Below are 22,273 nucleotides of genomic sequence, written 5' to 3' on the forward strand. Positions count from 1 at the left end.
GCGCAGCGTTGTAGTCGGACCAGTTCGTCGTGCGATAGCGGGCGGGCTTGGGCTTGCTCATACCACGCGTCTAACTGCATGGATTCGCGATGTGAATCCTTCGCAGCCAGAGTTCTGCAACAATGCCGACCACGATGCCAAACGCACCTGGCGGATTTCTCCAGCGTAGGCATTGGATCTTGTTTCCCGATTGCAGCGCGTCAACATTCTGCCTACTGTTATTTTTGGCCGATGTAAGTCGTGGCTTGATCCATACATTCTTTGCCGTGCCAAAGGCGTTCGGGGGGCGTGGTGTGAACACAGCCGTATTACAAGGACGTCATAAGCTGCTGCGATTCAGCAGCTCTTGATGTCGGGCGACGCAACAGCGGCGGTGAAACGGGTTTAACTTCAGGAGGATCCAGTCATGACACCATCGAAAGCCTTGGTCCTCTGTCTGGCGGTTTTACCGATGCTTGCTACAACTGCGTGCAACGCGCAAAACCAGTCGGATCAAGTCCAGAGCGAGCGCGAAATGTCTTCCTCGACGCCCTCCGATGATTGCCCTGTGATCGAAAGCAGAAACTGGGTCGGAAAACTCACCCCGGCTCCGCATGATGGGGCATCCCCCCTCCTTTTCGTGAGCGGCGATCTCACGCTGCCAACACCAGGATATACTGTCAGCCTGAAAATCGGAAAGGCAGATCGTTCTGCAGTGCCATCGGTCTTCGCGGTGATTTCCACGACACCGCCGGACGGAATGGTTGCACAGGTGCTGGATACCCAGACAGTTTCAATGACAGCAGTTGCACCAGCCTCCCGCCTGCGCTCCGTCATCGTGATCTGTGGCAACACGCGCTTGTTCGAAATCAGCGACGCCATGATGGTGAAGGCTGGCGATTGAAGCCGCTCAGTTGTCTTGGTTGCATGATCCGTGATGGTGTCCGATGGTTTGACCGGCAAGAGGTCAAACGCCTTCGTTGCGGGGTCCTTCAACGCAACCATTGCGTTTACGTTTAAGATATGACCCGGAGTTCGCGCGTTGATGCTCAGACGTTGCGGCGGTCACCGGGCCAACGTCGCTGCGGTGACTGTAATTGGCAGCATCAGCACCGACGAGAGGAGTGGATCCGAACCGTTCCTCGTCCCCACTCCATCGACGCTTAGTCGCTTTCCAATCAACTGCACTATCTCGGGCGAGTCTGCGAATTTTGAGTGGTTTGAACCATTCACGTCGATCTCAGACAGATCCAAGATTGTCACGCCAAGTCCTGCCAGATATTCAACATCCTCATTGCCGACCCGCGGCACTCCTCGCGCAAGAATCCGGGAAAAACTCAAAGCCCGGTCGTCGTGAGATATAAGAATGTAAAACTGCCGCTCATTGTCGGCAAACGGTGCCAGCTGCTGCCGGAACAGATCGGCGTCAATGTCAGGTGCCGCCAAAATGACATGGCGAAGCCGACCTGTCCGGTTCAAGGTGCCGTTAAGTTTTGCCTGTCGCATTGCTTCGACCGTCAGCAGATTGCCCATGGAATGCGATAGGATATCAACGGCCTTTGCGTTGGTTTTCGAGATAAGATTAGCACCGAGCAACAGGTCGTCCCGCGCGATCAGGACGCTGTTCATGTCATAAACGTAGTCCAACAAATGGCCACCGGAGGCCCAGCTGAACAAAACCGGAACGCCCTCGTAGCCGGAATCCTCAACGAATTGACCCATCCGAAGAACTGCTTCTGACAAGGTTGTGTTGTAGCCATGCACAAAAACCAAAACGTTCCGGTTATGGACAGAGCGCCGGTTCAATTCTGCCTGCAAGGCGGAGACGAAATCGCCTTCGGACGCAAAGATTGCTGGATCGGTTGCGGTGAAATGCTCCGTTGGACGGGGGATGCCGGACCGGGGGCTCTCTATCTTGCCGGGTGTGTGGTTCGGGGGCACACTGACCGTCAGTTTCGCCAACCCAATTTCTGAAGATCGTTTTCCCGAGAACAAAATGGTTGGATCACTGTCCGGAGCACGCGAGGTCAGGATGAAGATCTCGTGTTTTCTGATATTGTTGGCCGCATCACCGTTCTGAGGTTCGGCTGCCAAGCCGATGATCCCGCGTTCAGCCGAACCGCAGCCCACAATTGCAAGACTTGTGACAAGCATTAGAATACAGGCCTTGAACTTCACGCCATCTACGCCAAAAAACATCAGAAGATTTCTCCCCAGTTTATAGGTTGAGCGTAAACACACGACGTGACCTGCCCCCTGCTGGTCCCTCGGTCATAATGGAAGTCTGCAAGCTGGACTGCATATTCGGGTTGCCCGTCTTGCGCAAGCGCACCGGGTGCGGAGCCCTCAAATTGCTCAAGCGTCCGGCACACTTGCAGCGGTGTCTGGTTGCCCAGCAATGAAAGCGGTCTGACCGTGTTGTAGTCATAACGCCAGAAACGGATCTTCCGCATTCGACTGCTCCTTCAGGGTCGGCACTTATACTACATCACCGTGAGCGATTTCGCGGGGGCAGGTTAAACCTGTTCGGGCTTCGACTCTGCCCTGAATTGTGTCGGCGTCCTACCGGTCCATCGCCTGAATGCACGGTCAAGGGCCGCCGGACTGGAGAACCCCACATCAAGTGCGATTTGCGAGACGGGCAGCGCCGTCTTCGACAGAAGGTCTTCGGCGACGCATTGGCGCATGTGGTCCCTTATCTGGCTGAAAGAGGAGCCCATGGCCTGCATGATGCGCTGGACGCGGCGTGGATGCAGGCCACAGATCGCGGCAAAGCTTTCAAGGCGCAGATCGGGATGTGCGATATTATCCCTCAGCATGCCGCGAAGATAGGTCAGCGTCGCTTCGCTGTGGCCGTCGGGGCCGAATTCCCCGCGTGGCAACGCGGCCAGTTCCCAGTCCAGCGAGAACGGTGCCCAAAGCCAGTGCGGCGGAAATGAAATCCGCATTCCGTCGATCGGGGATGTGATGAGTGCCCGCTTCGGAAGAAAACCCGGCGGAAGCCCCTTGGTGGTCGGGACAGTGATCAGGATGTCTTTCGGGTCGAAAGTTTCACCGATCCCTTTCTTTATCAGAGTCACAAATAGTGTCACGCCGATTGCATCCAACTGTGTTGAGGGCTTGTGCACCTTGACGGTGCGGTGCACCTCGAAGCTTGCAGCATCGGAGGTGACGGAAACGGAGTGCCGCACGTTATCAACCTGTTTTGGGACTTCCACCACCAACCGGGACAGAAAATCCCCCAAGGTAAGAGCATGGGTCGCCGCTTCCCGGAACGCTGGCGTTCCCTTGCTCGCGGTCTCGATTGCCACCTTTGCACCGAAATACGGATCACCAAGAGTTTCCGCCATATCCTCCATCGCGGCATAACAGGTGAAGGCGTCAACCAGCTTCGTGGGGTCGGTCATCGCGGCGTGGGGAATGCCGTTTCGGGCCAGAAGCGCTTCGATATCGCCGCCCCGCAAGGTGAAGGCCTTTGCGAGCGGGTAAAGAACCAACATCGCGCGCGTGAATTTCGGGTCAGATTTCCTGCTCATCGGCACCGTTCCGTCCTCCCTTGTCGGTTAACCCTTTGCGCCAAGAATATGTCTCCACTGGCATGGAATGCAAATAGATCGCCTTACGGCCGTGATAGGCCTGAAGCCAGAGGTGAAGAGACTCGGGCACCTTGCGCAAAACGTCGATGACGCTTGCCGGCACAGGGGCCCAAGCCCCATTCGCAGAAAGGAGATTCCTTCAATGAAACTACGCAAAACCATCATGGCCTTTGCGGTTTCCGCGGCGGCCACCTTCGGCCCGGCATACGGCCAGACAACAGACGCAGATGCGGTTGGAGCCGCGATCGAGCGGGTCGCCACGAAACTTGCCGGGCACATCGGCTTCGCGGCGCAGGAAATCGGCGGCGACGACGTCATCGCTTTCAATGGCGATGAAACCTTCGTCATGGCCAGCACCTACAAGGTTGCGATCGCCGCTGCGGTGTTGGATCGCGTGGATAGGGGGGAACTCAGCCTCGACCAGATGGTCGAGGTCACACCCGACATGATGATGATCGGGGACGCTGCGCTGAACGGCACATTCGTTCACCCTGGGCTCCAGTTGTCGATCGCGAACGTGATCGAGGTGATGATCACGGAGAGCGATAACACGGCGACCGACATCTCGATGGGACTGGCTGGAGGACCCGCGGCGGTGACCCAATATCTGCGCAGGATCGGGATCAGCGATATCAGAGTCGATCGGCCCACCGGCGAGATCATCGGGGAGTTCTATGGTTTGCCGGGACCGGCCACGCATAAACTCGCCACAGAGGTCTTCAAGGCCCGGCCGGAACTCTTGAAGATCCAGGCTGACCGCAATCTGGACTTCGAGGCAGATCCACGTGACCAAGCAACGCCCCTCGCGATGCTGCAACTGCTGCTTGCCATCGACAGTGGTGCGGCGACAAGCGCCGAGAGCCGCGACTTCCTGGTTGACGTCATGTCACGCACGCGCACCGGCGCTGGCCGGCTCAAGGGCCTGCTGCCCCGTGGAACGCCCGTGGGGAACAAGACCGGAACCATCGGGGGAGTGGCCAATGACGTCGGCTATATCACGCTCCCCGACGGTCGCCGGTTTGCAATCGCCGTGTTCACCAAGAGCAGCGAGACATCCGAGGCGGACAGGGATCGGGCAATTGCCGAGGTCGCCCGGTCGCTGTTCGACTACTTCAATGTCGGGCAGATGGCGAAGCAGTAAACCGGAAAACCTTGTGGAGCGCAGCCTTTGCCGGTGTGGACTTGCACGGCGAAGACAGAACCTTCCGGGAAGAGACATCACTATATCAAAACGAGAAACCCAATGGGAAATCTAACGAAGAGGAAAAATACGGTGAAGAACCCAATGAAACTATTATTTACGTTGACCGTTTCGTCATCACTTGCACTTCAACCCGCGCTTGCACAGGAAAGCCAACAGTTCATGACACAGGAGGAGGGTCAGGCGACCTTTGATGCGGTCCTCGCCGAAACTGCTGAACTGATCAAGGAAATGAACATCCCGGGGCTTGGTATCGGGGTCATCCATGGGCCCAACACTTACAGCGCCGGCCTCGGCATCACGAAGGTCGGCACCGACGAGGCCGTTACCCCTGATACTCAATTTCAAATTGGCTCTGTGACCAAAACCTTCCTGTCGACAGTGGCCCTGCAGCTGTCCGAACGGGGCGAGCTGGATTTGAACGCGCGTGTCGTCGACCTCCTGCCGTGGTGGAGGGTCGCGGATCCCGACGCAACGTCGAAAGCGCGGGTCGTTGACCTGTTCCACCATCGCGCTGGTTGGTATGGCGACCATGGGTTCCTTCGTGTTCCTCCGGGCGGGTCGATCAGCGAGAAGGTCATGCTCCAGGCGGCTTACGTCGAGCAGCTCTATCCGTTCGATCAAACTTGGATGTACAACAACACCAGCATCACCTTCGCGACCCATGTGGTGTCGCATGCCGGCGGAAAGCCGATCGAGAATCTGATCGAAGAGAATCTGCTCACCCCGCTCGGCATGGATTCGTCATCCTTTAACTACGACCCCACCCCGCCGGCCAAAGATTACGCATGGGGTCATCCGCCGATCTACGGCGAAGGCAACATTAGCGATCTCAAGCCGTACTACATTCCGTTGATCCCAGAATCCGCAGCCTCCGGCGCGCTCCGGTCTACGGTTAGCGACATGCTGAAATACGCCCGCTTTCAGCTGGACGGCAAGGACGCCGCCGGGAACCAGCTGCTGTCCAAAGAAGCCTTGGACTATGCCCACGCTCCGGCCGTCGAGGCCGAGGCCGGCGACTTTACCGGGCTTACATGGTTCATCCACGATTACGACGGGGTCACCAGCCCCAGCCACGGCGGGAATTGGCCTGGCACGCGTTCCTTTCTGCAGCTGATCCCGGATCGCGACTTTGCCGTGGTGGTTTTGGTCCACAGCGATCGCGGATCCGAAGCCTACAAGAAAATTGCGAACTCGATGGTCAAAGCCTTCACGGGAATCGAGGCCAACTCTCCGGTCGCAGCGGGTGTTGATCCGGCTGTCCTCGACCCGTTCGTCGGCGTCTTCAAGGGGAATTCCCAAAACATCGAGATCCGCAAAGACGGCGACAAATATGTGTTTGTGCAGTTCTCCGCATTGACCAGCGGATCGGATCCCGCGCCGGCCAATGTGGCCAATACGGCTGATGGCTATTTTATCATCACCGAAGGCCCGAACGAGGGCGCCCTTGGCGAATTGCTTAAAGATCCGTCTGGCGAACTCAACTACGTGCGGTTCAACCACCGGATCTTCATTCGGGGCGAAGGGGCGGTCGATGATTTCGACCTCTCCGGGACTGTCTTCGAATAACCGGGGCGACAAGAGCCACGGATCAGGTGGAGAGGCGATCCTGCGAGGCGCAGATCGACCCCTCCACCGAATCCCAAGACCTTGACAGCGGCGGCGCGTGCCGCCGCGGTCGGATTCCGCGTTCGGGTGTCCTAGAAAATCGGCCTCGACTATGCGCGAAACGGCGACCAGGAGGATTTCCTTCACGTCACATTGTGCCAGCGTTTCTGATCGCAGGAATCAGGACCATTGCATCCGGCGCGTGGCACAGCGCGATGCGTGCTGAATGCAAGACGGTGATGCAGAACCTCAAGAGATGAGCAAGCTCAAAGGGATAGAGGAATGACTCAAGCACCCATCAAAAGTCTCGGTTCTCCGGCGAAAATCAAGCGCCGCGGATTTATTGCACTTGTTGCGGCTTTTCCATTGGCGGCGCGCGCAGATTCGTCGTTGGGGGAGGGTTGGACCCTGCTTGGAGAGAGCAGGGTCAACCTTATCAAGAATTTCAGTATTATTCCGGTCACGTTGGCAAAAGGGCTCTTTACGGGCCTTGTTGTCGAAGCCGTAGACAAGCCGATCTTCATCGAAAGCATAGAGGTGACGTTCAGCAACGGGGAAGCATCCGAGCTGCGTGTCCGGTCGATCATTGCGGCCGGAAGCCGGACCCGCAAGATGCTCCTACCCGGCCTTGTGCGCGGCATTCGGACCGTGAAGATTATCTACAAGCGCGTTCCGACGGGGGGCACCGCAACGGTCCGAATCTACGGACGACGCAGCGACGTATGGTCTCGATGAGAGTAATCGGTTCCGTCGCAAAGTTTTACTGAAGTCGGAATAGCCCCGCCGTAGGACAGACTCATGCTGCGAGCCCGGCGAAGATCTGAAAAGCCGACATGCTATCGGTTGGGATCTGCCCCTTTCGGATCATGTGCGCGGTCTCGATACCTGCGATGGTGGCGGCCGCCGAGTGGAAAGCCTTGAAGCCCATCATCGGGGCGGTGATCCGCTTGATGAAGCGGTGGTCCGGTTCAAGTATGTTATTCAAATATTTGACCTGTCGGATCTCGATGGTGCACCCGCAGCCGGTGAATTTCAGGCTCACGTTCACCGCCTGTAGCCCTGCGAGGTTGGCGCCACTCTTGTCGATGACGATCCGATCCGGCACACCGTTCGTGCTGATTGCTCGCTTGAAGAACCGCCGTGCGGCGGCCAGATCGCGGCGCTCAGAGAGCATGAAATCAAGGGTTTGCCCATCCGCGGTCCACAGCCCGGTAGAGGTAGGTCCAGCGACCCTTCACCTTGATGTATCTCGTCCATCCGCCAAGAAGTGGCGGCTGGCCGCTTTCTCGCTTGCGCCCGGGCCGCGATCAGCGGCGCAAACTTCACCACCCAACGGTTCAGCGTGGCATGGTCGACCTTCACCCCGCGCTCTGTCATGATCTCCTCCAAGTCACGGTAGGAGACGGCGTAGCGGGGGTAGAAGAAAACCGCGTGCAGGATCACGGACTTCGAATAATGCACGCCCTTGAACTCGATCACGCCAACCGCCTCTTGCCAACTCCCTGACAACGCGAACATATCACGCGCGCTCAGAAAGTCGAAAGTTTGCGACAGTACCCCCAGACGGCGTATCCGATGACACTCTTCGGAAACCGAAAGCCTTTGATCCGCGACAAATCTTCGATGTTCAACATGGACCTGAACTACCCGGACGCTGCGACGTCAGCAACCTGACAAAGCCCGCGGTTGGCGTGGCCGAGCGATTGCATCGTGCAAGGCCCTCAGGCCGTCACGAAATCTTCACTGGTAAATTCGAATATTTCCGATATTCCGGAAATATGGAACAAAGCCTCGCCACTCAAGCTTTTGCCACGCTTGGCCACCCCGGTCGTCTTGCCGTTTTCCGGCTGCTGATGCGCTTTGCTCCGCAGGGCGCGCGTCCGACCGAGATCGCCGAGGCGCTGGAGCTGCGGCAGAACACGCTGTCGCATTACCTGTCGGATCTGGCCAAAGCCGGCTTGGTGAAGGCGGATCGACAGGGGCGTTCGCTGATCTATTCGGTCGATCTTCACACCACCGAGATGTTGATCGGCTATCTCGCGCTCGATATTGGCCGCGCCCGGCCCGATCTGATGGGCTCTTTGCGGTCGCTTCCCGAGGAGGGCCCTGACATGACGGGCAAGACCTATAACGTTCTCTTCATCTGCTCTGGAAACTCCGCGCGCTCGCTCTTTGCCGAGGCGCTGTTGCGGGATTTGGGCGGCGGGCGGTTCAACGCCTATTCCGCCGGAACGACCCCCGGCGCAGGGCCGAATCCGCATGCGATCGAGGTCCTGCAACGCAATCACCACGACACCGCCGATCTGCACTCCAAGAGCATCTTGCAGTTTCAGGCGCCGGATGCGCCGGTGATGGATTTCGTCTTTACCGTTTGCGACACGGCGGCGGCCGAAGAATGCCCGCCCTGGCCCGGCCAGCCGATTACCGGCCACTGGGGTCTGCCCGATCCGGTGAAGGCGACGGGCAGCGATGCGGAAAAGGCGCTGGTTTTTGCAACGACCTATGGCGCGCTGCGCCGCCGGATCGCGGCTTTCGTCGAATTGCCCTTTGCCAGCCTCGACCGGCTGTCCCTTCAATCCCATGTCGATGCGATCGGCATGGACGCCCAACAGAAAGACTGACCCATGCCCCGTATTGCCCTGAATGGCCTTGGCCGCATCGGAAAACTGGTGCTGCGCGACCTGATCGACACTGATCCGAGCTGTGAGATCGTGCTTTTGAACGACATCTCGGGCGACCCCGAGCAGCACGCGCTCTTGCTGGAGTTCGACTCGGTTCACGGCCGCTGGCCCGCGCAGATCGGCCACGAGCCCGACGCGCTCACGATCAACGGGCGCCGGATGCGGCTGACGCAGGAAAAGCGCATCGAGGATCTGCCGCTGGCCGAGCTGGGCGTCGATCTGGTGATCGACTGCACTGGCGTCTTCAAGGCCGAGGCCAAGATCGCGCCCTATTTCGACGCGGGCGTGAAAAAGGTCGTGGTCTCGGCGCCGGTCAAGGATGGCGGTGCGCTGAACATCGTCTACGGCATCAATCACGATCTGTACGACGGCTCGCAGAAGCTTGTGACGGCGGCGAGCTGCACGACGAATTGCCTCGCGCCTGTGGTCAAGGTGATCCACGAGAACCTGCGCATCAAGCACGGCTCGATCACCACGATCCATGACGTGACCAACACCCAGACCATCGTCGACCGCCCCGCGAAGGACATGCGGCGTGCGCGCTCGGCGCTGATGAACCTGATCCCGACGACGACCGGCTCGGCCACGGCGATCACGCTGATCTACCCCGAGCTGAAGGGGCGGCTGAATGGCCATGCGGTGCGCGTGCCGCTCTTGAATGCCTCGATCACCGACTGCGTTTTCGAGGTCGAGCGCGAGACCAGCGCCGAAGAGGTGAACGCGCTGTTCGAGGCGGCCGCCAGCGGCCCGCTCAAGGGCATTCTGGGCTATGAAACCCGCCCGCTTGTCTCGTGCGATTACACCAACGACAGCCGCTCTTCGATCGTGGATGCGCGCTCGACGATGGTGATCAACGGCACGCAGGTGAAGATCTACGCCTGGTACGACAACGAGTGGGGCTATGCCTGCCGCCTGGGCGATATCGCGCGGATGATTGCGGGGTCGCTCGCATGACCACGGAAAATCCGCTGCGCGCCTATGCGGCGGTGACGGCGGCCTATTGGGCCTTCATGCTGTCGGATGGCGCGCTGCGGATGCTGGTGCTGTTGCATTTCAACGGGCTGGGGTTTTCGCCGATCGAGCTGGCCTGGCTGTTCCTGCTTTATGAGATTGCGGGGATCGTGACGAACCTTGCCGCCGGCTGGCTGGCGGCGCGCTTTGGTCTGGCGGCGACGCTTTATGGCGGGCTGGCCTTGCAGATCAGCGCCCTCGTCGCGCTGGCGGGGATGGACCCGGGCTGGGGCGTGACGGTTTCGGTGATCTATGTGATGGCGGTGCAGGGCGCTTCGGGCGTGGCCAAGGATCTGGCCAAGATGTCCTCGAAATCGGCAGTCAAGCTTTTGGCGCCCAAGGGCGATGGCGCGCTGTTTCGCTGGGTCGCGGTGCTGACCGGTTCCAAGAACGCGGTCAAGGGCGCGGGGTTTTTCGTGGGGGCGGCGGCGCTCGGGCTGTTCGGGTTTCGGGCCTCGCTCTGGGGGATGGCGACGCTGCTGGCGGCAATCTTGCTGGCGGTGATGCTGTTCCTGCCCAAGGGCCTGCCGACGGGCAAGAAGGGCACGAAATTCGCCGCGATCTTTTCGCGCGATCCGCGGATCAACGGGTTGTCGCTGGCGCGGATGTTCCTGTTTGGCGCGCGTGATGTCTGGTTCGTCGTGGGCCTGCCGATCTATTTCCACGCGGTGCTGTCGGATGGCACGCCCGAGGGAGGGCGCGAGGCGTTTTTCCTTGTCGGCGGGTTCATGGCGCTCTGGATCATCGGTTACGGCTTTGTGCAGGGCATGGCGCCGCGGCTGTTGCGGGCCGCGCGGGCGGAAGAAGCCCATGCCGCGCGGGCGGCGGCGCGCTGGGCGGGGCTGCTGACGCCGATCCCCTTCGGGCTGGCGGCGCTGGCGCTTCTGGCGGGGGCGCCCGCGCTGTGGCTGACGGTGGCGCTGGTCGCGGGGCTCTTGCTGTTCGGCTTTGTCTTTGCGCTGAACTCCTCACTGCATTCCTACCTGATCCTCGCCTTTTCCAGCGAAGACCGGGTGACGATGGATGTGGGGTTTTACTACATGGCCAATGCGGCGGGGCGGCTTCTGGGGACGCTCCTGTCCGGGCTGAGCTATCAGGCGGGCGGGTTGCCGTTGTGCCTCGCGACCGCCGGGGCGATGGCGCTGGCCAGCTGGCTCTCGATGCGTCGGCTCGCGCGCTGACGCCCAAGCGCCCGTTTAACAAGCCGAAACCACGCCGCCAGTTGGTCGTTGCGCGCGCATCGGGCAGACCCTAGGGTTTCGCCAACAGGCAATCCGTTCCCGCGAAAGACCGCTCATGGAGATCAGGCCGACGACGCTGCAAGGGGTCATGCTGCTGCGCCCGCGCCGGCATGAGGACGCGCGCGGCTGGTTCAGCGAAAGCTGGAGCGCGGGGGAAATGGCCGCGGCGGGGCTCGATCTGAACTTCGTGCAAGACAATCATTCACTCTCGCACGCGGCAGGAACGCTGCGCGGGCTGCATTATCAGGCGCCGCCCCATGCGCAGGACAAGCTCGTGCGTTGCACGCGTGGCGCGATCCTCGATGTGGCGGTGGATGCGCGGCGCGGCTCGCCGGGTTACGGGCGCTGGCTGGCCGAGCGGCTGAGCGCGGAAAACGGCTGGCAGATGCTGATCCCGAAAGGGTTCCTGCACGGGTTCCTCACGCTCGAGCCCGACACCGAGGTGCAGTACAAATGCACCGCGCCCTATGCGCCCGAGGCCGATGGCGCGGTGCGCTGGGACAGCCTTGGCATCGACTGGGGGCAGGGTGGCGCGCCGATCCTCTCGCCGCGCGACGCAGACGCGCCCGGCTTCGATACTTGGCACTCGCCCTTCGTCTGGGAGGGTGCGCGATGAAGATCCTGATCACTGGCGGTGCGGGGTTCATCGGCTCGGCCGTGGTGCGGCTGGCACTGGCGCGCGGGTATCGGGTAGTGAACCTCGATGCCCTGACCTATGCGGGCAACCTTGCGAACCTCGATGATATTGCTGCCGATCCCGGCTATCGCTTCGTGCAGGCCGACATCCGGGATCGCGCCGCGCTGGCCCGCGTGTTTGCCGAAGAGGTGCCCGGCGCGGTGATGCATCTGGCCGCCGAAAGCCATGTCGATCGCTCGATCGACGGGCCTGCGGCCTTCGTGGAAACGAACCTTGTCGGCACGTTCAACCTGCTTGAGGCCGCGCGCGCCCATTGGCAGGGCGTCGGCCGGCCCGAGGCATTTCGCTTCCATCACATCTCGACCGACGAGGTGTTCGGCGCGCTCGGCCCCGAGGGGCGGTTCACCGAGGATACGGGCTATGACCCGCGCTCGCCCTATTCCGCGACCAAGGCGGGGTCCGACCATCTCGTGCGGGCCTGGGGCGCGACCTATGGTCTGCCGGTCGTGCTCAGCAACAGCTCGAACAATTACGGGCCGCGCCAGTTTCCCGAAAAGCTGATCCCGGTGGTGATCCTGAATGCGCTCGCGGGGCGGCCGATCCCGGTTTACGGCGACGGCGCGGACACGCGCGACTGGCTTTTCGTCGAGGATCACGCCGAGGCGCTCTTGCAGGTGCTGGAACGCGGGGAGCCCGGGCGCAGCTACAACATCGGCGCCGAGGCTGAGCTGCGCAATATCGACCTCGTGCGGTTTCTCTGCGCCGAGCTGGACCGCCTGTGCCCCGAGGCCGCGCCGCATGATCGGCTGATCGCCTTTGTCCCGGATCGCCCCGGCCATGACCGGCGCTATGCGATCGACCCCGGCCGGATCGCGGCGGAACTGGGCTGGCGCCCCTCGGTCAGCGTCGAGGAGGGGTTGCGCCGCACCCTGCGCTGGTATCTGGACAACGAGGATTGGTGGCGCCCGCTGTTGCAGCGCGACGGCGTCGGGCGGCGGCTGGGGGCGGGGGCATGAGGCTTCTGGTCTTTGGTAGCACCGGGCAGGTCGCGCGCGAATTGCGGCAACTCGCGCCCGAGGCCCGGTTTCTGGGCCGCGCCGAGGCTGACCTCGAAGATCCGGCGGCCTGTGCGGCTGCGATCACGGCGTTTCGCCCCGAGATGGTGATCAACGCGGCGGCTTTCACGGCGGTGGATCTGGCCGAGGATGACCCGGCGCGCACCCACCGCATGAACGCCGAAGCTCCCGCCGCGATGGCCCGTGCGGCGGTGGCGCTGGGCGCGGGGTTTGTGCATATTTCCAGCGATTACGTCTTTGATGGCGCAGGCGTTGCGCCGCATCAGCCCGGCGATCCGGTCGCGCCGCTGAATGTCTATGGCGCCTCGAAAGCGGCGGGCGAAGCGGGCGTGCGGGCCGCGGGCGGCGCCCATATCATCTTGCGCACGAGCTGGGTGTTTTCGGCGCGCCCGCCGAATTTCGTCACCACGATGCTGCGCCTCTCACAAGACCGGCCCGACCTTTTGGTGGTCGAGGACCAGATCGGCGGGCCGACCCCGGCGCGTGCCCTGGCCGAGGCGCTCTTGCAGATCGCGCGGGCGCTGAGGGCCGACCCCGGCACCTCGGGCACCTATCATTTCGCGGGTGCGCCCGATGTCTCATGGGCCGATTTCGCGCGCGAGATCCTGCGTCAGGCCGGGCGCGTGACGCAGGTGCATGGCATCGGATCAGACGACTACCCGGTCGCCGCCCGCCGCCCGCTGAATTCGCGGCTCGACTGCACCCGCACCGAGGCGGTGTTCGGCATCAAGCGGCCCGACTGGCGCGCCGCGCTGGGCACCGTGCTGAGGGAACTGGAGGAGGCGACATGACGCGCAAGGGCATCATTCTGGCCGGTGGCACCGGCTCGCGGCTGTACCCGATCACGATGGGGGCCTCGAAACAGCTTTTGCCGATCTATGACAAGCCGATGATCTATTATCCGCTGAGCGTGCTGATGCTGGCCGGCATTCGCGAGATTGCGATCATCACCACCCCCGAAGATCAGCCGCAATTCCGTCGCCTGCTGGGGGATGGGTCGCAATGGGGGCTGAGCTTTGCCTTCATCGAACAGCCGCGCCCCGAGGGCCTCGCGCAGGCCTATCTGCTGGCGCGCGATTTTCTGGCCGGGGCGCCCTCGGCGATGGTTCTTGGGGACAACATCTTCTTCGGCCATGGCCTGACCGAGGTTCTCGCGGCGGCGATGGCGCGGCCCGAGGGTACGATCTTTGGCTACCGGGTCTCGGACCCCGAGCGCTACGGTGTGTTGGAATTCGACCCCGATGGGCGCGCCCGGGCGATCGTTGAAAAGCCCGCGGCGCCGCCCTCGCGCTATGCGGTGACGGGGCTTTATTTCCTTGACGGAGCGGCGCCCGAGCGGGCCGCCGAAATCCGCCCTTCGGCGCGCGGCGAGCTTGAGATTGCCGATCTGCTCTCGGGCTATCTTGCCGAGGGTGCGCTGACAGTCGAGATCATGGGCCGCGGCTATGCCTGGCTCGATACCGGCACGCAGGGCAGCCTGCTGGATGCCGGGAATTTCGTGCGGACCTTGCAACAGCGGCAAGGGTTGCAGACCGGCTGCCCCGAAGAAATCGCCTATCGTGCTAGCTGGATTGATCGCAATCAACTTTTCGCCTTATGCGAGTGTCATGGTCAAAGCGCCTATGCGCAGCACCTTCAGGAGCTTTTGCGCGATTAAGGCGTAACGAAAGCTATTTTCTAATATAAAATTAGTTAGTATGAGGTCGCAGCCGGCAATTTCTCTGTGCCGGATGCGAAGCCTTTTGGCCTGTCTCGAAAGATTTTCGGAATGGATGAATCCTGGAAACCTATCGTTATAGTTGTAAATTCCGATGCGAAATCCGCGTCTTTTCTATCGGCTATCGCGCAAGTCGCGGTGATCGGGGCCGACGATCGGACGTTTTGCGATCTGGAGGGCAACCTGATCGGCCCGGCGCAGGGCCTGCCCGGAGATGTTCTTTGCTTTCTGGCGCTTTCGCGCTCCGCGCTTGAGGCCCACGCCATTGCCGATCGACTCTGGCGGGTCGAGTTTGGTGTGGCCGATGGGCTGGATCTGGAAGACCACACGCGTGCGCGAAACCGCGAGGCCGAGGTGTTTGCGGCGATTGCGCGGCGGCTGTCTTCGCAGCTTCGGCGCAGCCATGCGGGCAAGACCCGGCTGATGCGCGAAGTGGCGCTGCTGCGGCGCGACCACGACAATATGCAAGGCGCCTTCGCGAGCCTTGAGGCCTATTTCCACCGGATCGTTCGCTCGGAGCGTAGCCTGACGATGACGCTTTCGCCCGATCCGGGCCTGCCCGCGCTGAGCCTGCGCCCGGGCGACGAGATCGAACAGCGCCTGCCCGCAGACAGCCCCGGCCTGAGCGATATCGGCATTTGTCTGCGGTCTGCGCCGGTATCGGGCGCGGGCAGCCTGCGGGTGACGCTGGAACTGTTGGAAGATGGTGAGGCGGTGGCGGACTGGGTGATCCCGGCACATCAGTTGACCGAGGGTTGGCTGCGGCTGTCGCTGGCGCGCGCGCTGGGCCCCGATCCGCAAACGGCGGTGCTGCGGCTGGTTTGGGAGGGCGAAAGCGAGTTGCGCCTGATGCCTTCGATGCCGCACCCGGACCCGCGCTTCACGCCGCGATCCGGTGCGCCGATGCTGGCGCTGCGGCTCTGGAAATTCGTGCCGGGCACGCAGGCGGCCCTGCCGGTCGATGGCCATCCGGCGCAGCTGGCGCCGATGCCGGATGAATGGAATATCGGGCTCTCGGCGCTGCGCCGGGCGCAGAATGCCTCGCCCGAGCCGGGCGCGGTCGAGTTCTCGGATCTGCGCACGGGGCTTTTCGTGCGCCCGAAAAGCGAGGCGGTGGCCGCGGCGCGCATTGATGGGGCAGGGCGGCCGGGTATGGTGCATATTTTCGGCGGTGTGAAGACTGAGCAGGAAGCCGGGCCCGAGGTCGAATATGCCTATGCGCTGGCCCCGGCGAACGCGCGCAAACGGGTTGCTTCACACCTGCCGCAGTTCGATCAGGGGCGGGTCTCGGACTGGCTGCGCCTGCCGCCGAATGAATGGCGCGAGTTGCACCTGTTCCTCGACCAGCCGCTTGCCGAGCCGCATGATCTCTATTTGCTCAGCCGCGTCGCGGGCAAAAGTGTGGCGCCCGCTCCGGTCGAGGCCTGCTTCTTCCGCATGATCGGCAAAACCGCGAAGGTGGCCGCGGAATGAGCGCCGAGGTGCTTTCGCGCGACCGCGTGGCGGTCGTGGTGCCGATCTATCGGCATTCGGCGCTGCTGATCGAGGCGATCGAAAGCGTGCTCGCGCAGGAGGCTGAGTTCGGGATCGTGCTGATCCTGGTGAATGACGGCTGTCCGTTCGCTGAGACCGAGGCGACCTGTCTGGACTATGCGCGCGCCCATCCCGGCCGCGTCATCTATTTGCCGAAGCCGAATGGCGGGCTGAGCGATACCCGCAACCGTGGCATCCGCTTCGCGCTTGAAACCTTTCCCGAGGTCGAGGCGGTGTATCTGCTTGATGCCGACAACCGCTTGCGGCCCAAGGCGCTCGCGCGCGCGCTGGCCGCGCTTGAGGCGCATCCCGAGGCGGGCTGGGTCTATCCGAATATCGACATGTTCGGGCAGCGCTATGCCGGGGATTACGGCGGCCCCTATTCGCAGCTTTTGCATGCGCAGATGAACATTTGCGAGGCCGGTAGCCTGATCCGGCGCGCTGTCTTTGAGGCGGGCGTGGTCTTTGACACGAGCTTTCGCAAGGGCTTTGAGGATTGGGAATTTTTCCTCTCGGCTGCGGCGGCGGGGTTCACGGGCGTGAACCTTGAGGATTTCGGGTTTCTGTATCGCAAGCGTCCCGAAAGCATGCTGCGCGAGGCCGAGCGCGAGGGCGCTGCCATCCGTCTTGCGATGCGTGAAAAGCATCGCGAGGCATTCCGGCCCGCGATGTTGATGCGGCTTGAGCAGGCCGAGGCGCCGCGCTTCGCGATCTATCTGAGTGACCGCGACGAGGTGGCGCTGAGTTCGGACCCCGGTCAGGAGACCGAGCGTCTTTCGCCCGAAGCGTTTTCGCAGCGGATCTGGCTTAGCCAATCGGACCCATCGCGCCATCCGTCGCCGCCGTTCATGGTGGTCGCGACCGAGGCCGGTCTGGAACAGCTGGAGGCGGCAAAGATGCTGCACTGGGCGTTCTGGGCGCTGGAGGCCGCAGCGGACCAAAAGGGCATTTCGGCGCTGTTGCTACAGCCCGGCTCTGAGGGGCGTGCCGGCCTGTCGCAGAGCGATCGGCCCGAGGGGCGGCAGGTTCTCGCGAATGTCTTGATGATCCGCACGGCGCTCCTGCGTGAGACGCTGCAGGATGAAAGCGCGGCCTGGATCAACTCACTGGCCAGCGCGGCCTGCCAGCCTGCGATCCGGCTGCTGGAGCTGAACCTGCCGCCGCAGTCTGCTCCGATTGCGGGAACGGCTGTGTTTTCCTTCCTGTCGATGGTGCAGCGGCTTCGCGCGTCGCCCTGGCGTCGTGGCGCGATGATGCAGCTGGGCTGGCGCAAGGGGGACATCGCCATTCGCGAGGCGCCGCACCTGATTCTGCGTCGTGAACTGTCGGATGGTGTGGCCTATCCGCGGCTCCGCGATGGTGGGCGGCATGTTGGTATCCTGTTGCCGCTGATCGAGTTCGGCGGGGTCGAGAAAGTCGCGCTGAACTTCGTGCGGGCGCTCCGGTCCTGGGGTTTCGAGCCGCATCTGTTTGTGCTGGAGCGGAGCGATGCGGCGATTTCCGACGAGTGGCGCGCGCTTGTCGGCAGCATCAACTTCCTGGCCGATCCGGCGTTTCGCGCCTGGGGCGGGGGGCAGGGCGCCTATCTTGGGACCGAGGTGCCGGGCTGGGCGCAGGACGGCGCGCATGGGCGGCTTTTGGGCATGCTGCATTGGCTTGATGTCGTGATCAGCTTTCATGGCGGCGCGGCCGCCGGCGTGATGGGGCAGTTGCGCAGACTTGGCATCCAGACGGTCAGTTCGCTGCATCTTTCCGATTTGTCGGCATTCGGGCGACCGGTCGGGAATACCTATCTTTCGGCGGCTTACGAGCATGCGTTCGATTATTTCGCGCCCTGTTCGCATCAGCTTGCGGATTGGTGCCATGCGATGGGCATCCCGCAGGACAAGATCGTCGCGGTGCCGAATGCGCCCAGTTTTCCGCTGCCGGCAGAGATCGCGCAGGCCAGCCTTAGGCAGCGCGCCGGGCGCGATCCCGCAGAGCCGTTGCGGGTGATGTATCTGGGGCGGCTGGATGCGCAGAAGGGGCTCGAGCGGCTGGCCGAGGTGATGACCAGCGCCGAGGCGCCGCGATTCGACTGGCGGGTGATCGGCGGGGCGGTAATGGCCGGTGCGCCCCTGCCCGCGGTTGTCGCGCGCCATGTCGAGCCGGTGCTGACCTCACCGGAAGAGCTGATCGCCGCCTATGACTGGGCCGATGTGCTGGTCCTGCTGTCCGGCTACGAAGGCCTGCCGCTGACGATCCTTGAAGCGATGCGTCAGGGTGTTGTTGTGATTGCGACCGATGTCGGCGCGGTGTCAGAGGTGCTGCACGACGGTGAAAACGGCGTATTGCTGCCGCTTGAGGGGGCTGTGCTTGGCTGCCTGTCGGCGCTGGACCGGCTGTCGCGCGACCGCGCGCTGTTGCGTCGCTTGTCCGAACGCGCGCGCGCCGATATGAACGCTCGCGACTGGGTTGAGGCCGTTCGCCCTCTGGCGCAAAGATTGCAGGCCGGATTCAAGAGCGCGGCGCAGAAGTGAGGACCGGATGTCGGTATTCGTCTACGACAGGAAGCTAAGCTACTACCCCGTTCCCAAGATCGCCTGCACCTCGCTGAAGAAGGTGTTCTTTTACATCCAGAACGATGTGAATCCGAACGACCTGATCACCAATGGCAAGAAGCTCAACATCCATCGCGTTTACACGAGCGTAGCCTTTGCCCAAAGCGCGCCGCAGGATCGCGAGGATCATTTCCGGGTGACGGTGGTGCGCGATCCGGTAGCGCGGCTGTTGTCCTGCTATTCCAATCGCGTCGTCCACCATCAGGAACTGTCGGCCCCGCGCTTCAAGAAGGCCGCTCTGAACGAAGGTCTTCGCCCCGACCCGACGCTGAGCGAATTCGTCGATAACCTTGAAGGCTATCGCAAGCATTTCGGCACGATCACCCATCATTCCGACCCGATGACCGCCTATCTGGGCGAAGATCCGGCGTGGTTCTCGCGGATTTTCGGCCTTCACCAGATGGAGGATCTGCGCCAGACCCTCGAAGAACGGACGGGCAAGTCGCTGGTGATCGGGCGGGATCAGACCGGGGGGCCGAAATTCTCGCGCGATGATCTGACGCCGCGCCAGATCGCGCGGATCGAAGAGTTCTATGCGCGCGATTACGAGCTGTTCGGCCGTTACCTCTAGGCCTCAGAGCCGCGGCGCAAAGCCGTTTTCAAGATAAAATGCCCGCAACTCATCCTTAAGCCGGGCAAAACGGCGGTTCGATTCACCCCAATCATGCGCGCGCATCGCTTCGGCGGGGTCGGCCCAAGGCTCCGTCACGTCCTGCTGCGGCAGGTGGTAGAGCTCGCAGAATTCCTTCAGCCGGGAATCGTAGGTGTAATAGTAGCAAGGCTTGCCCTGCAGCAGCGCGACCATGTTGCCGTGAAAGCGGAAACCGATGATCGCATCAAGATCGCGCGCCTTGGCCAGCCATTCCTCGATGCTCTGCACGCTGACCATCCGCGTCATCAGGTCTTCGGGCGAAAACAGCGCCTCGGCACCGATCCGGGCGATGACTTCGGCCGCCGCCGCGCGCCGCTCCTCGAAGCTCAGCGTCTGGTCCGCCACCGCGAATTCCAGCATCACGCCCTGTTCGAAGATCGAGACATTGACCGCCTGCGCCATGGCCCAGGCGATTGCCTCACCATGCTTGGCGCGGGCTTCGTCCGGGGCATGGCAGAAAATATTGTGCATCAGGCCGGAATGGATCGACACCCCGATCGAGCGCTGCGGCAGGCCCAGCATCGGCGAAACCCGGACCTCGGGCGCTTGAAGCGTGTAAAAAAGCGAGGGGCATCCGGTCACGCGGATGTTCTTGCCGCCAAGGCGTTCCACAACCGCAGCGGTAAAATCGCCGCGCACCGAGATCGAGGCGGATTTCTCGTTCAGCCGCGCGATAAACCCGCGCGCGCCCTCGCTATCGTCCAGAAAGTCGACCTCACAGCGCGGGTTCTGCGCGCCAAGCCCGACAATGGCCAGAGGCGCGTCGAGGCTGTCCAGCGTCTTGTTCGCGGCATCGAAGTCGAATTGGTGGTGCAGATAGGTTGATCCGCGCACGATCGCGCGTTCGACAGGGGCCTTCATCTCGCCGCCAAACCCGACGCGGGGGCCATCGGCGCAATCGAGCTGCCGGATGATCGAGGCGCAGACCAGCATGTCGCCGTAATTGGGCTTCCAGCTGGAGCTGCGCATATCGGTCCAGACCGTCAGATTGCCTGAATTGGCGTGATTGAAATGCACCAGCCCGATCGCCATGCATTGCCTCCCTCTGCGCGCGCGCCCCGTACTTCACGGTTAACTGCGCAGAGGAAGTTCTGCAACCTTTAAGCGAGTTTGATCACGGAGTTGCAATCATGCCGTCGCCCCTGACCATGATCGGCTCAGGGAAACGCGCCGCCTCGGCCGCATCCGGCGGGATCGGATAGAGAAGCGTCACGACCCATTCGCTCTCTTCACGCGAGGGCCATCCGACAAGCGCCGGGTGAAGCGGCGTCTCGTCGTCTGGTTCGATCTGAAGCGCCACGGTTTCGCCGTTGATCGTCAGGCTGTCGCCCATACGCTCCAGAGCCATCGGCGCCGCATCGAAGCGAACTTGCGGGGAAAGAATGATCTTCATGTGCGTCTCCTTAGTACCAGACGCCCGAGGCGATCAGGTGCAGCACCGTGGGCACAAGGCTGCTTGCCGTGTTCGAGGAACTGCCGCGCACCACCCACATTTCGCTCGCCCCTGTGGTCGTCAGCTGGCGACCGACCAGATACTGGATGCGGGCAGTGGTGGAGGACTGGGTGCGGCAATGCCCGCTGAAATGGCTCGGGGCTGCGGCAAACACCGCCGGAAAGCTCCAGCTCAGGTTCACCGAGCGATAGGGGTCGTCGAAGGTGCCATTGCCCTGCGCCCGCGTGTCGCCGGCGTCAAAGCTGTGTTCGCAGATCTGCCGCCCATCTTCGTAGCGCCAGGCAATGCCGTTGGCATTGGTGATCCGCTCGGGCGCGCGGCGCAGAACCCAGGTGCTACCGGTGTAGAACGCCTCGGTTTCGGCGTCGGTGCGGATATAGCCCGCAGGCAGCGGCGCCCCCGTCACGGTCACGCAGGCGATTGCCCCGAGCCCATCGAGGTTAATGGTCGTGGCGCCGGTATTGTAGGACGTGGCGGTAAAGCGCAGGCGCAGCCCGGGAACCAGTGCGGTCACGCCGTAGCTCAGCACGATCGCATTCGCACTGCCACCATAGCCGCAGCGGAGCCCGCCGAGGGCCGCAGCGCCGGGTCCGTTCACTGCGCCGCTCAGGGTGAGGCTCGCGGCTTCCGCGCCATTCGGGAAACTGGCGCGCCCCGTCGCGGGGTCAAAGCTCGCGCCCGTCTGCCATGCCGTGCCATCCGCGCTGACCTTGATCGCAAAATCATCGGCGCCGGCGGTGCCCATCTCGGCGCGCCCGGACCAGCCGGTCTGGAACAGCAGGCTCGCGGTGTCGCCCGCATTCGCCTTGTTAATCTTAAGCTGATGCCCGGCGCCTTCGTGGGTCAGCAGCGTTGCCTGCGCAGACACCGCGAGGCGATTCACCAGATCATAGCCGGTGTTGATTCCCACACCGTCCAGATTCGCGAGATCGCCAGCCGCAGGCAGCGCCCATTCGCCGCCATCCCAGAGGCGAATTTCCGTGCCAAGCGCCGCGCGCCAACCGATTTGCGGCGTGACAAAGATCCAGGCGCCCTGCAGCCAGGTCGCCAGCATCAGCCCCTTACCCGCCCAAGCCCCGATCGGATTTACGCCAAGCGCCCAGACCTGCCCTTCAACCGGCACCTCGGGGGGAAGATTCGCGTAGAAATCCTCCACCACGAGCTGCACGAGAATATCCAGCGTCTGCAGCGCCTCGTTATGGGTTACATGCTTTTGCGCCTGCGATGGCTGCAGATAAGGCAGCCCCAGCCGAGTAGAGAGGTCCGACATCCAAGTCTCCCGCGTGAT

19 protein-coding genes and 2 pseudogenes are annotated in these 22,273 nt (G+C 62.4%); 14 read left to right on the forward strand and 7 right to left on the reverse strand.

The genetic code is table 11. The features are described 5' to 3' along the window. Positions 1–406: 406 nt before the first annotated feature. Positions 407–883, forward strand: a complete 477-nt coding sequence (locus CLN94_RS13865; RefSeq protein ID WP_143598935.1) for a hypothetical protein — start codon at positions 407–409, stop codon at positions 881–883. A gap of 161 nt (positions 884–1,044) precedes the next feature. On the opposite strand, the gene CLN94_RS13370 is transcribed toward CLN94_RS13865, so the two are convergent. The 3 genes and pseudogenes from CLN94_RS13370 to CLN94_RS13380 form a co-directional block, all read right to left on the reverse strand. Then, positions 1,045–2,178, reverse strand: a complete 1,134-nt coding sequence (locus CLN94_RS13370) for an alpha/beta hydrolase (protein ID WP_096434474.1) — start codon at positions 2,176–2,178, stop codon at positions 1,045–1,047. Positions 2,179–2,250: 72 nt separating this feature from the next. Continuing rightward, positions 2,251–2,429: pseudogene (locus CLN94_RS13375) on the reverse strand (IS3 family transposase); the annotation flags it as partial. Positions 2,430–2,495: 66 nt separating this feature from the next. After that, positions 2,496–3,515 (reverse strand): AraC family transcriptional regulator, encoded by a 1,020-nt coding sequence (locus tag CLN94_RS13380; protein WP_218837258.1) that lies wholly within the window; start codon positions 3,513–3,515, stop codon positions 2,496–2,498. A 202-nt stretch (positions 3,516–3,717) separates the two neighbouring features. Here CLN94_RS13380 and bla point away from each other — a divergent pair, with 202 nt between their 5' ends. The 3 genes from bla (at position 3,718) to CLN94_RS13395 (ending at position 7,119) form a co-directional block, all read left to right on the forward strand. Continuing rightward, entirely contained in the window at positions 3,718–4,716 is a 999-nt protein-coding gene (gene bla / locus CLN94_RS13385; protein WP_096434524.1) for a class A beta-lactamase, read from the forward strand. A gap of 132 nt (positions 4,717–4,848) precedes the next feature. Beyond that, entirely contained in the window at positions 4,849–6,345 is a 1,497-nt protein-coding gene (locus tag CLN94_RS13390) for a serine hydrolase domain-containing protein (RefSeq protein WP_218837259.1), read from the forward strand. Between the two features lie 321 nt (positions 6,346–6,666). Continuing rightward, positions 6,667–7,119, forward strand: coding sequence for a hypothetical protein (locus tag CLN94_RS13395; protein WP_143598936.1), 453 nt, complete (start codon positions 6,667–6,669; stop codon positions 7,117–7,119). A gap of 61 nt (positions 7,120–7,180) precedes the next feature. Here CLN94_RS13395 and CLN94_RS13400 read toward each other — a convergent pair. Continuing rightward, a pseudogene (locus CLN94_RS13400) lies at positions 7,181–7,863 on the reverse strand (IS6 family transposase). 299 nt (positions 7,864–8,162) lie between these two features. Here CLN94_RS13400 and CLN94_RS13405 point away from each other — a divergent pair. The 10 genes from CLN94_RS13405 (at position 8,163) to CLN94_RS13450 (ending at position 19,451) form a co-directional block, all read left to right on the forward strand. Continuing rightward, positions 8,163–9,005, forward strand: coding sequence for an arsenate reductase/protein-tyrosine-phosphatase family protein (locus CLN94_RS13405; RefSeq protein WP_096434482.1), 843 nt, complete (start codon positions 8,163–8,165; stop codon positions 9,003–9,005). Between the two features lie 3 nt (positions 9,006–9,008). Then, positions 9,009–10,019 (forward strand): ArsJ-associated glyceraldehyde-3-phosphate dehydrogenase, encoded by a 1,011-nt coding sequence (locus CLN94_RS13410; protein ID WP_096434484.1) that lies wholly within the window; start codon positions 9,009–9,011, stop codon positions 10,017–10,019. Next, positions 10,016–11,257, forward strand: a complete 1,242-nt coding sequence (gene arsJ / locus CLN94_RS13415) for an organoarsenical effux MFS transporter ArsJ (RefSeq protein ID WP_096434486.1) — start codon at positions 10,016–10,018, stop codon at positions 11,255–11,257. The genes CLN94_RS13410 and arsJ overlap by 4 nt, the downstream gene beginning before the upstream one ends. A gap of 115 nt (positions 11,258–11,372) precedes the next feature. After that, positions 11,373–11,933 (forward strand): dTDP-4-dehydrorhamnose 3,5-epimerase, encoded by a 561-nt coding sequence (gene rfbC, locus CLN94_RS13420; protein WP_096434488.1) that lies wholly within the window; start codon positions 11,373–11,375, stop codon positions 11,931–11,933. Then, entirely contained in the window at positions 11,930–12,970 is a 1,041-nt protein-coding gene (rfbB, locus tag CLN94_RS13425) for a dTDP-glucose 4,6-dehydratase (RefSeq protein ID WP_096434490.1), read from the forward strand. Before rfbC ends, rfbB begins: the two co-directional genes overlap by 4 nt. Further along, the gene (gene rfbD / locus CLN94_RS13430) at positions 12,967–13,821 is read left to right on the forward strand and encodes a dTDP-4-dehydrorhamnose reductase (protein ID WP_096434492.1); all 855 of its coding nucleotides are present in this window, start codon (positions 12,967–12,969) and stop codon (positions 13,819–13,821) included. Before rfbB ends, rfbD begins: the two co-directional genes overlap by 4 nt. Beyond that, a complete protein-coding gene (rfbA, locus tag CLN94_RS13435; RefSeq protein ID WP_096434494.1) occupies positions 13,818–14,687 on the forward strand; it encodes a glucose-1-phosphate thymidylyltransferase RfbA in 870 nt (289 codons plus the stop codon). Before rfbD ends, rfbA begins: the two co-directional genes overlap by 4 nt. A gap of 198 nt (positions 14,688–14,885) precedes the next feature. Further along, positions 14,886–16,220, forward strand: coding sequence for a DUF6212 domain-containing protein (locus CLN94_RS13440; RefSeq protein ID WP_096434496.1), 1,335 nt, complete (start codon positions 14,886–14,888; stop codon positions 16,218–16,220). Further along, entirely contained in the window at positions 16,217–18,799 is a 2,583-nt protein-coding gene (locus CLN94_RS13445; RefSeq protein ID WP_096434498.1) for a glycosyltransferase, read from the forward strand. Before CLN94_RS13440 ends, CLN94_RS13445 begins: the two co-directional genes overlap by 4 nt. Positions 18,800–18,806: 7 nt before the next feature. After that, complete coding sequence (locus CLN94_RS13450) at positions 18,807–19,451, forward strand: sulfotransferase family 2 domain-containing protein (RefSeq protein WP_096434500.1); 645 nt, start codon at positions 18,807–18,809, stop codon at positions 19,449–19,451. Between the two features lie 3 nt (positions 19,452–19,454). Here the strand turns inward: CLN94_RS13450 and CLN94_RS13455 are convergent, their stop codons facing one another. The 3 genes from CLN94_RS13455 to CLN94_RS13465 form a co-directional block, all read right to left on the reverse strand. Next, the gene (locus CLN94_RS13455; RefSeq protein ID WP_096434502.1) at positions 19,455–20,564 is read right to left on the reverse strand and encodes a polysaccharide pyruvyl transferase family protein; all 1,110 of its coding nucleotides are present in this window, start codon (positions 20,562–20,564) and stop codon (positions 19,455–19,457) included. Positions 20,565–20,646: 82 nt separating this feature from the next. Further along, on the reverse strand, positions 20,647–20,925 hold the full coding sequence (locus CLN94_RS13460; protein ID WP_096434504.1) for a hypothetical protein: 279 nt from the start codon (positions 20,923–20,925) through the stop codon (positions 20,647–20,649). Positions 20,926–20,935: 10 nt separating this feature from the next. Further along, a complete protein-coding gene (locus CLN94_RS13465) occupies positions 20,936–22,255 on the reverse strand; it encodes a DUF2793 domain-containing protein (RefSeq protein ID WP_096434506.1) in 1,320 nt (439 codons plus the stop codon). Positions 22,256–22,273 lie beyond the last annotated feature (18 nt).

Source organism: Pseudothioclava arenosa (genome assembly GCF_002358085.1).
Classification (GTDB): Bacteria; Pseudomonadota; Alphaproteobacteria; order Rhodobacterales; family Rhodobacteraceae; genus Pseudothioclava; species Pseudothioclava arenosa.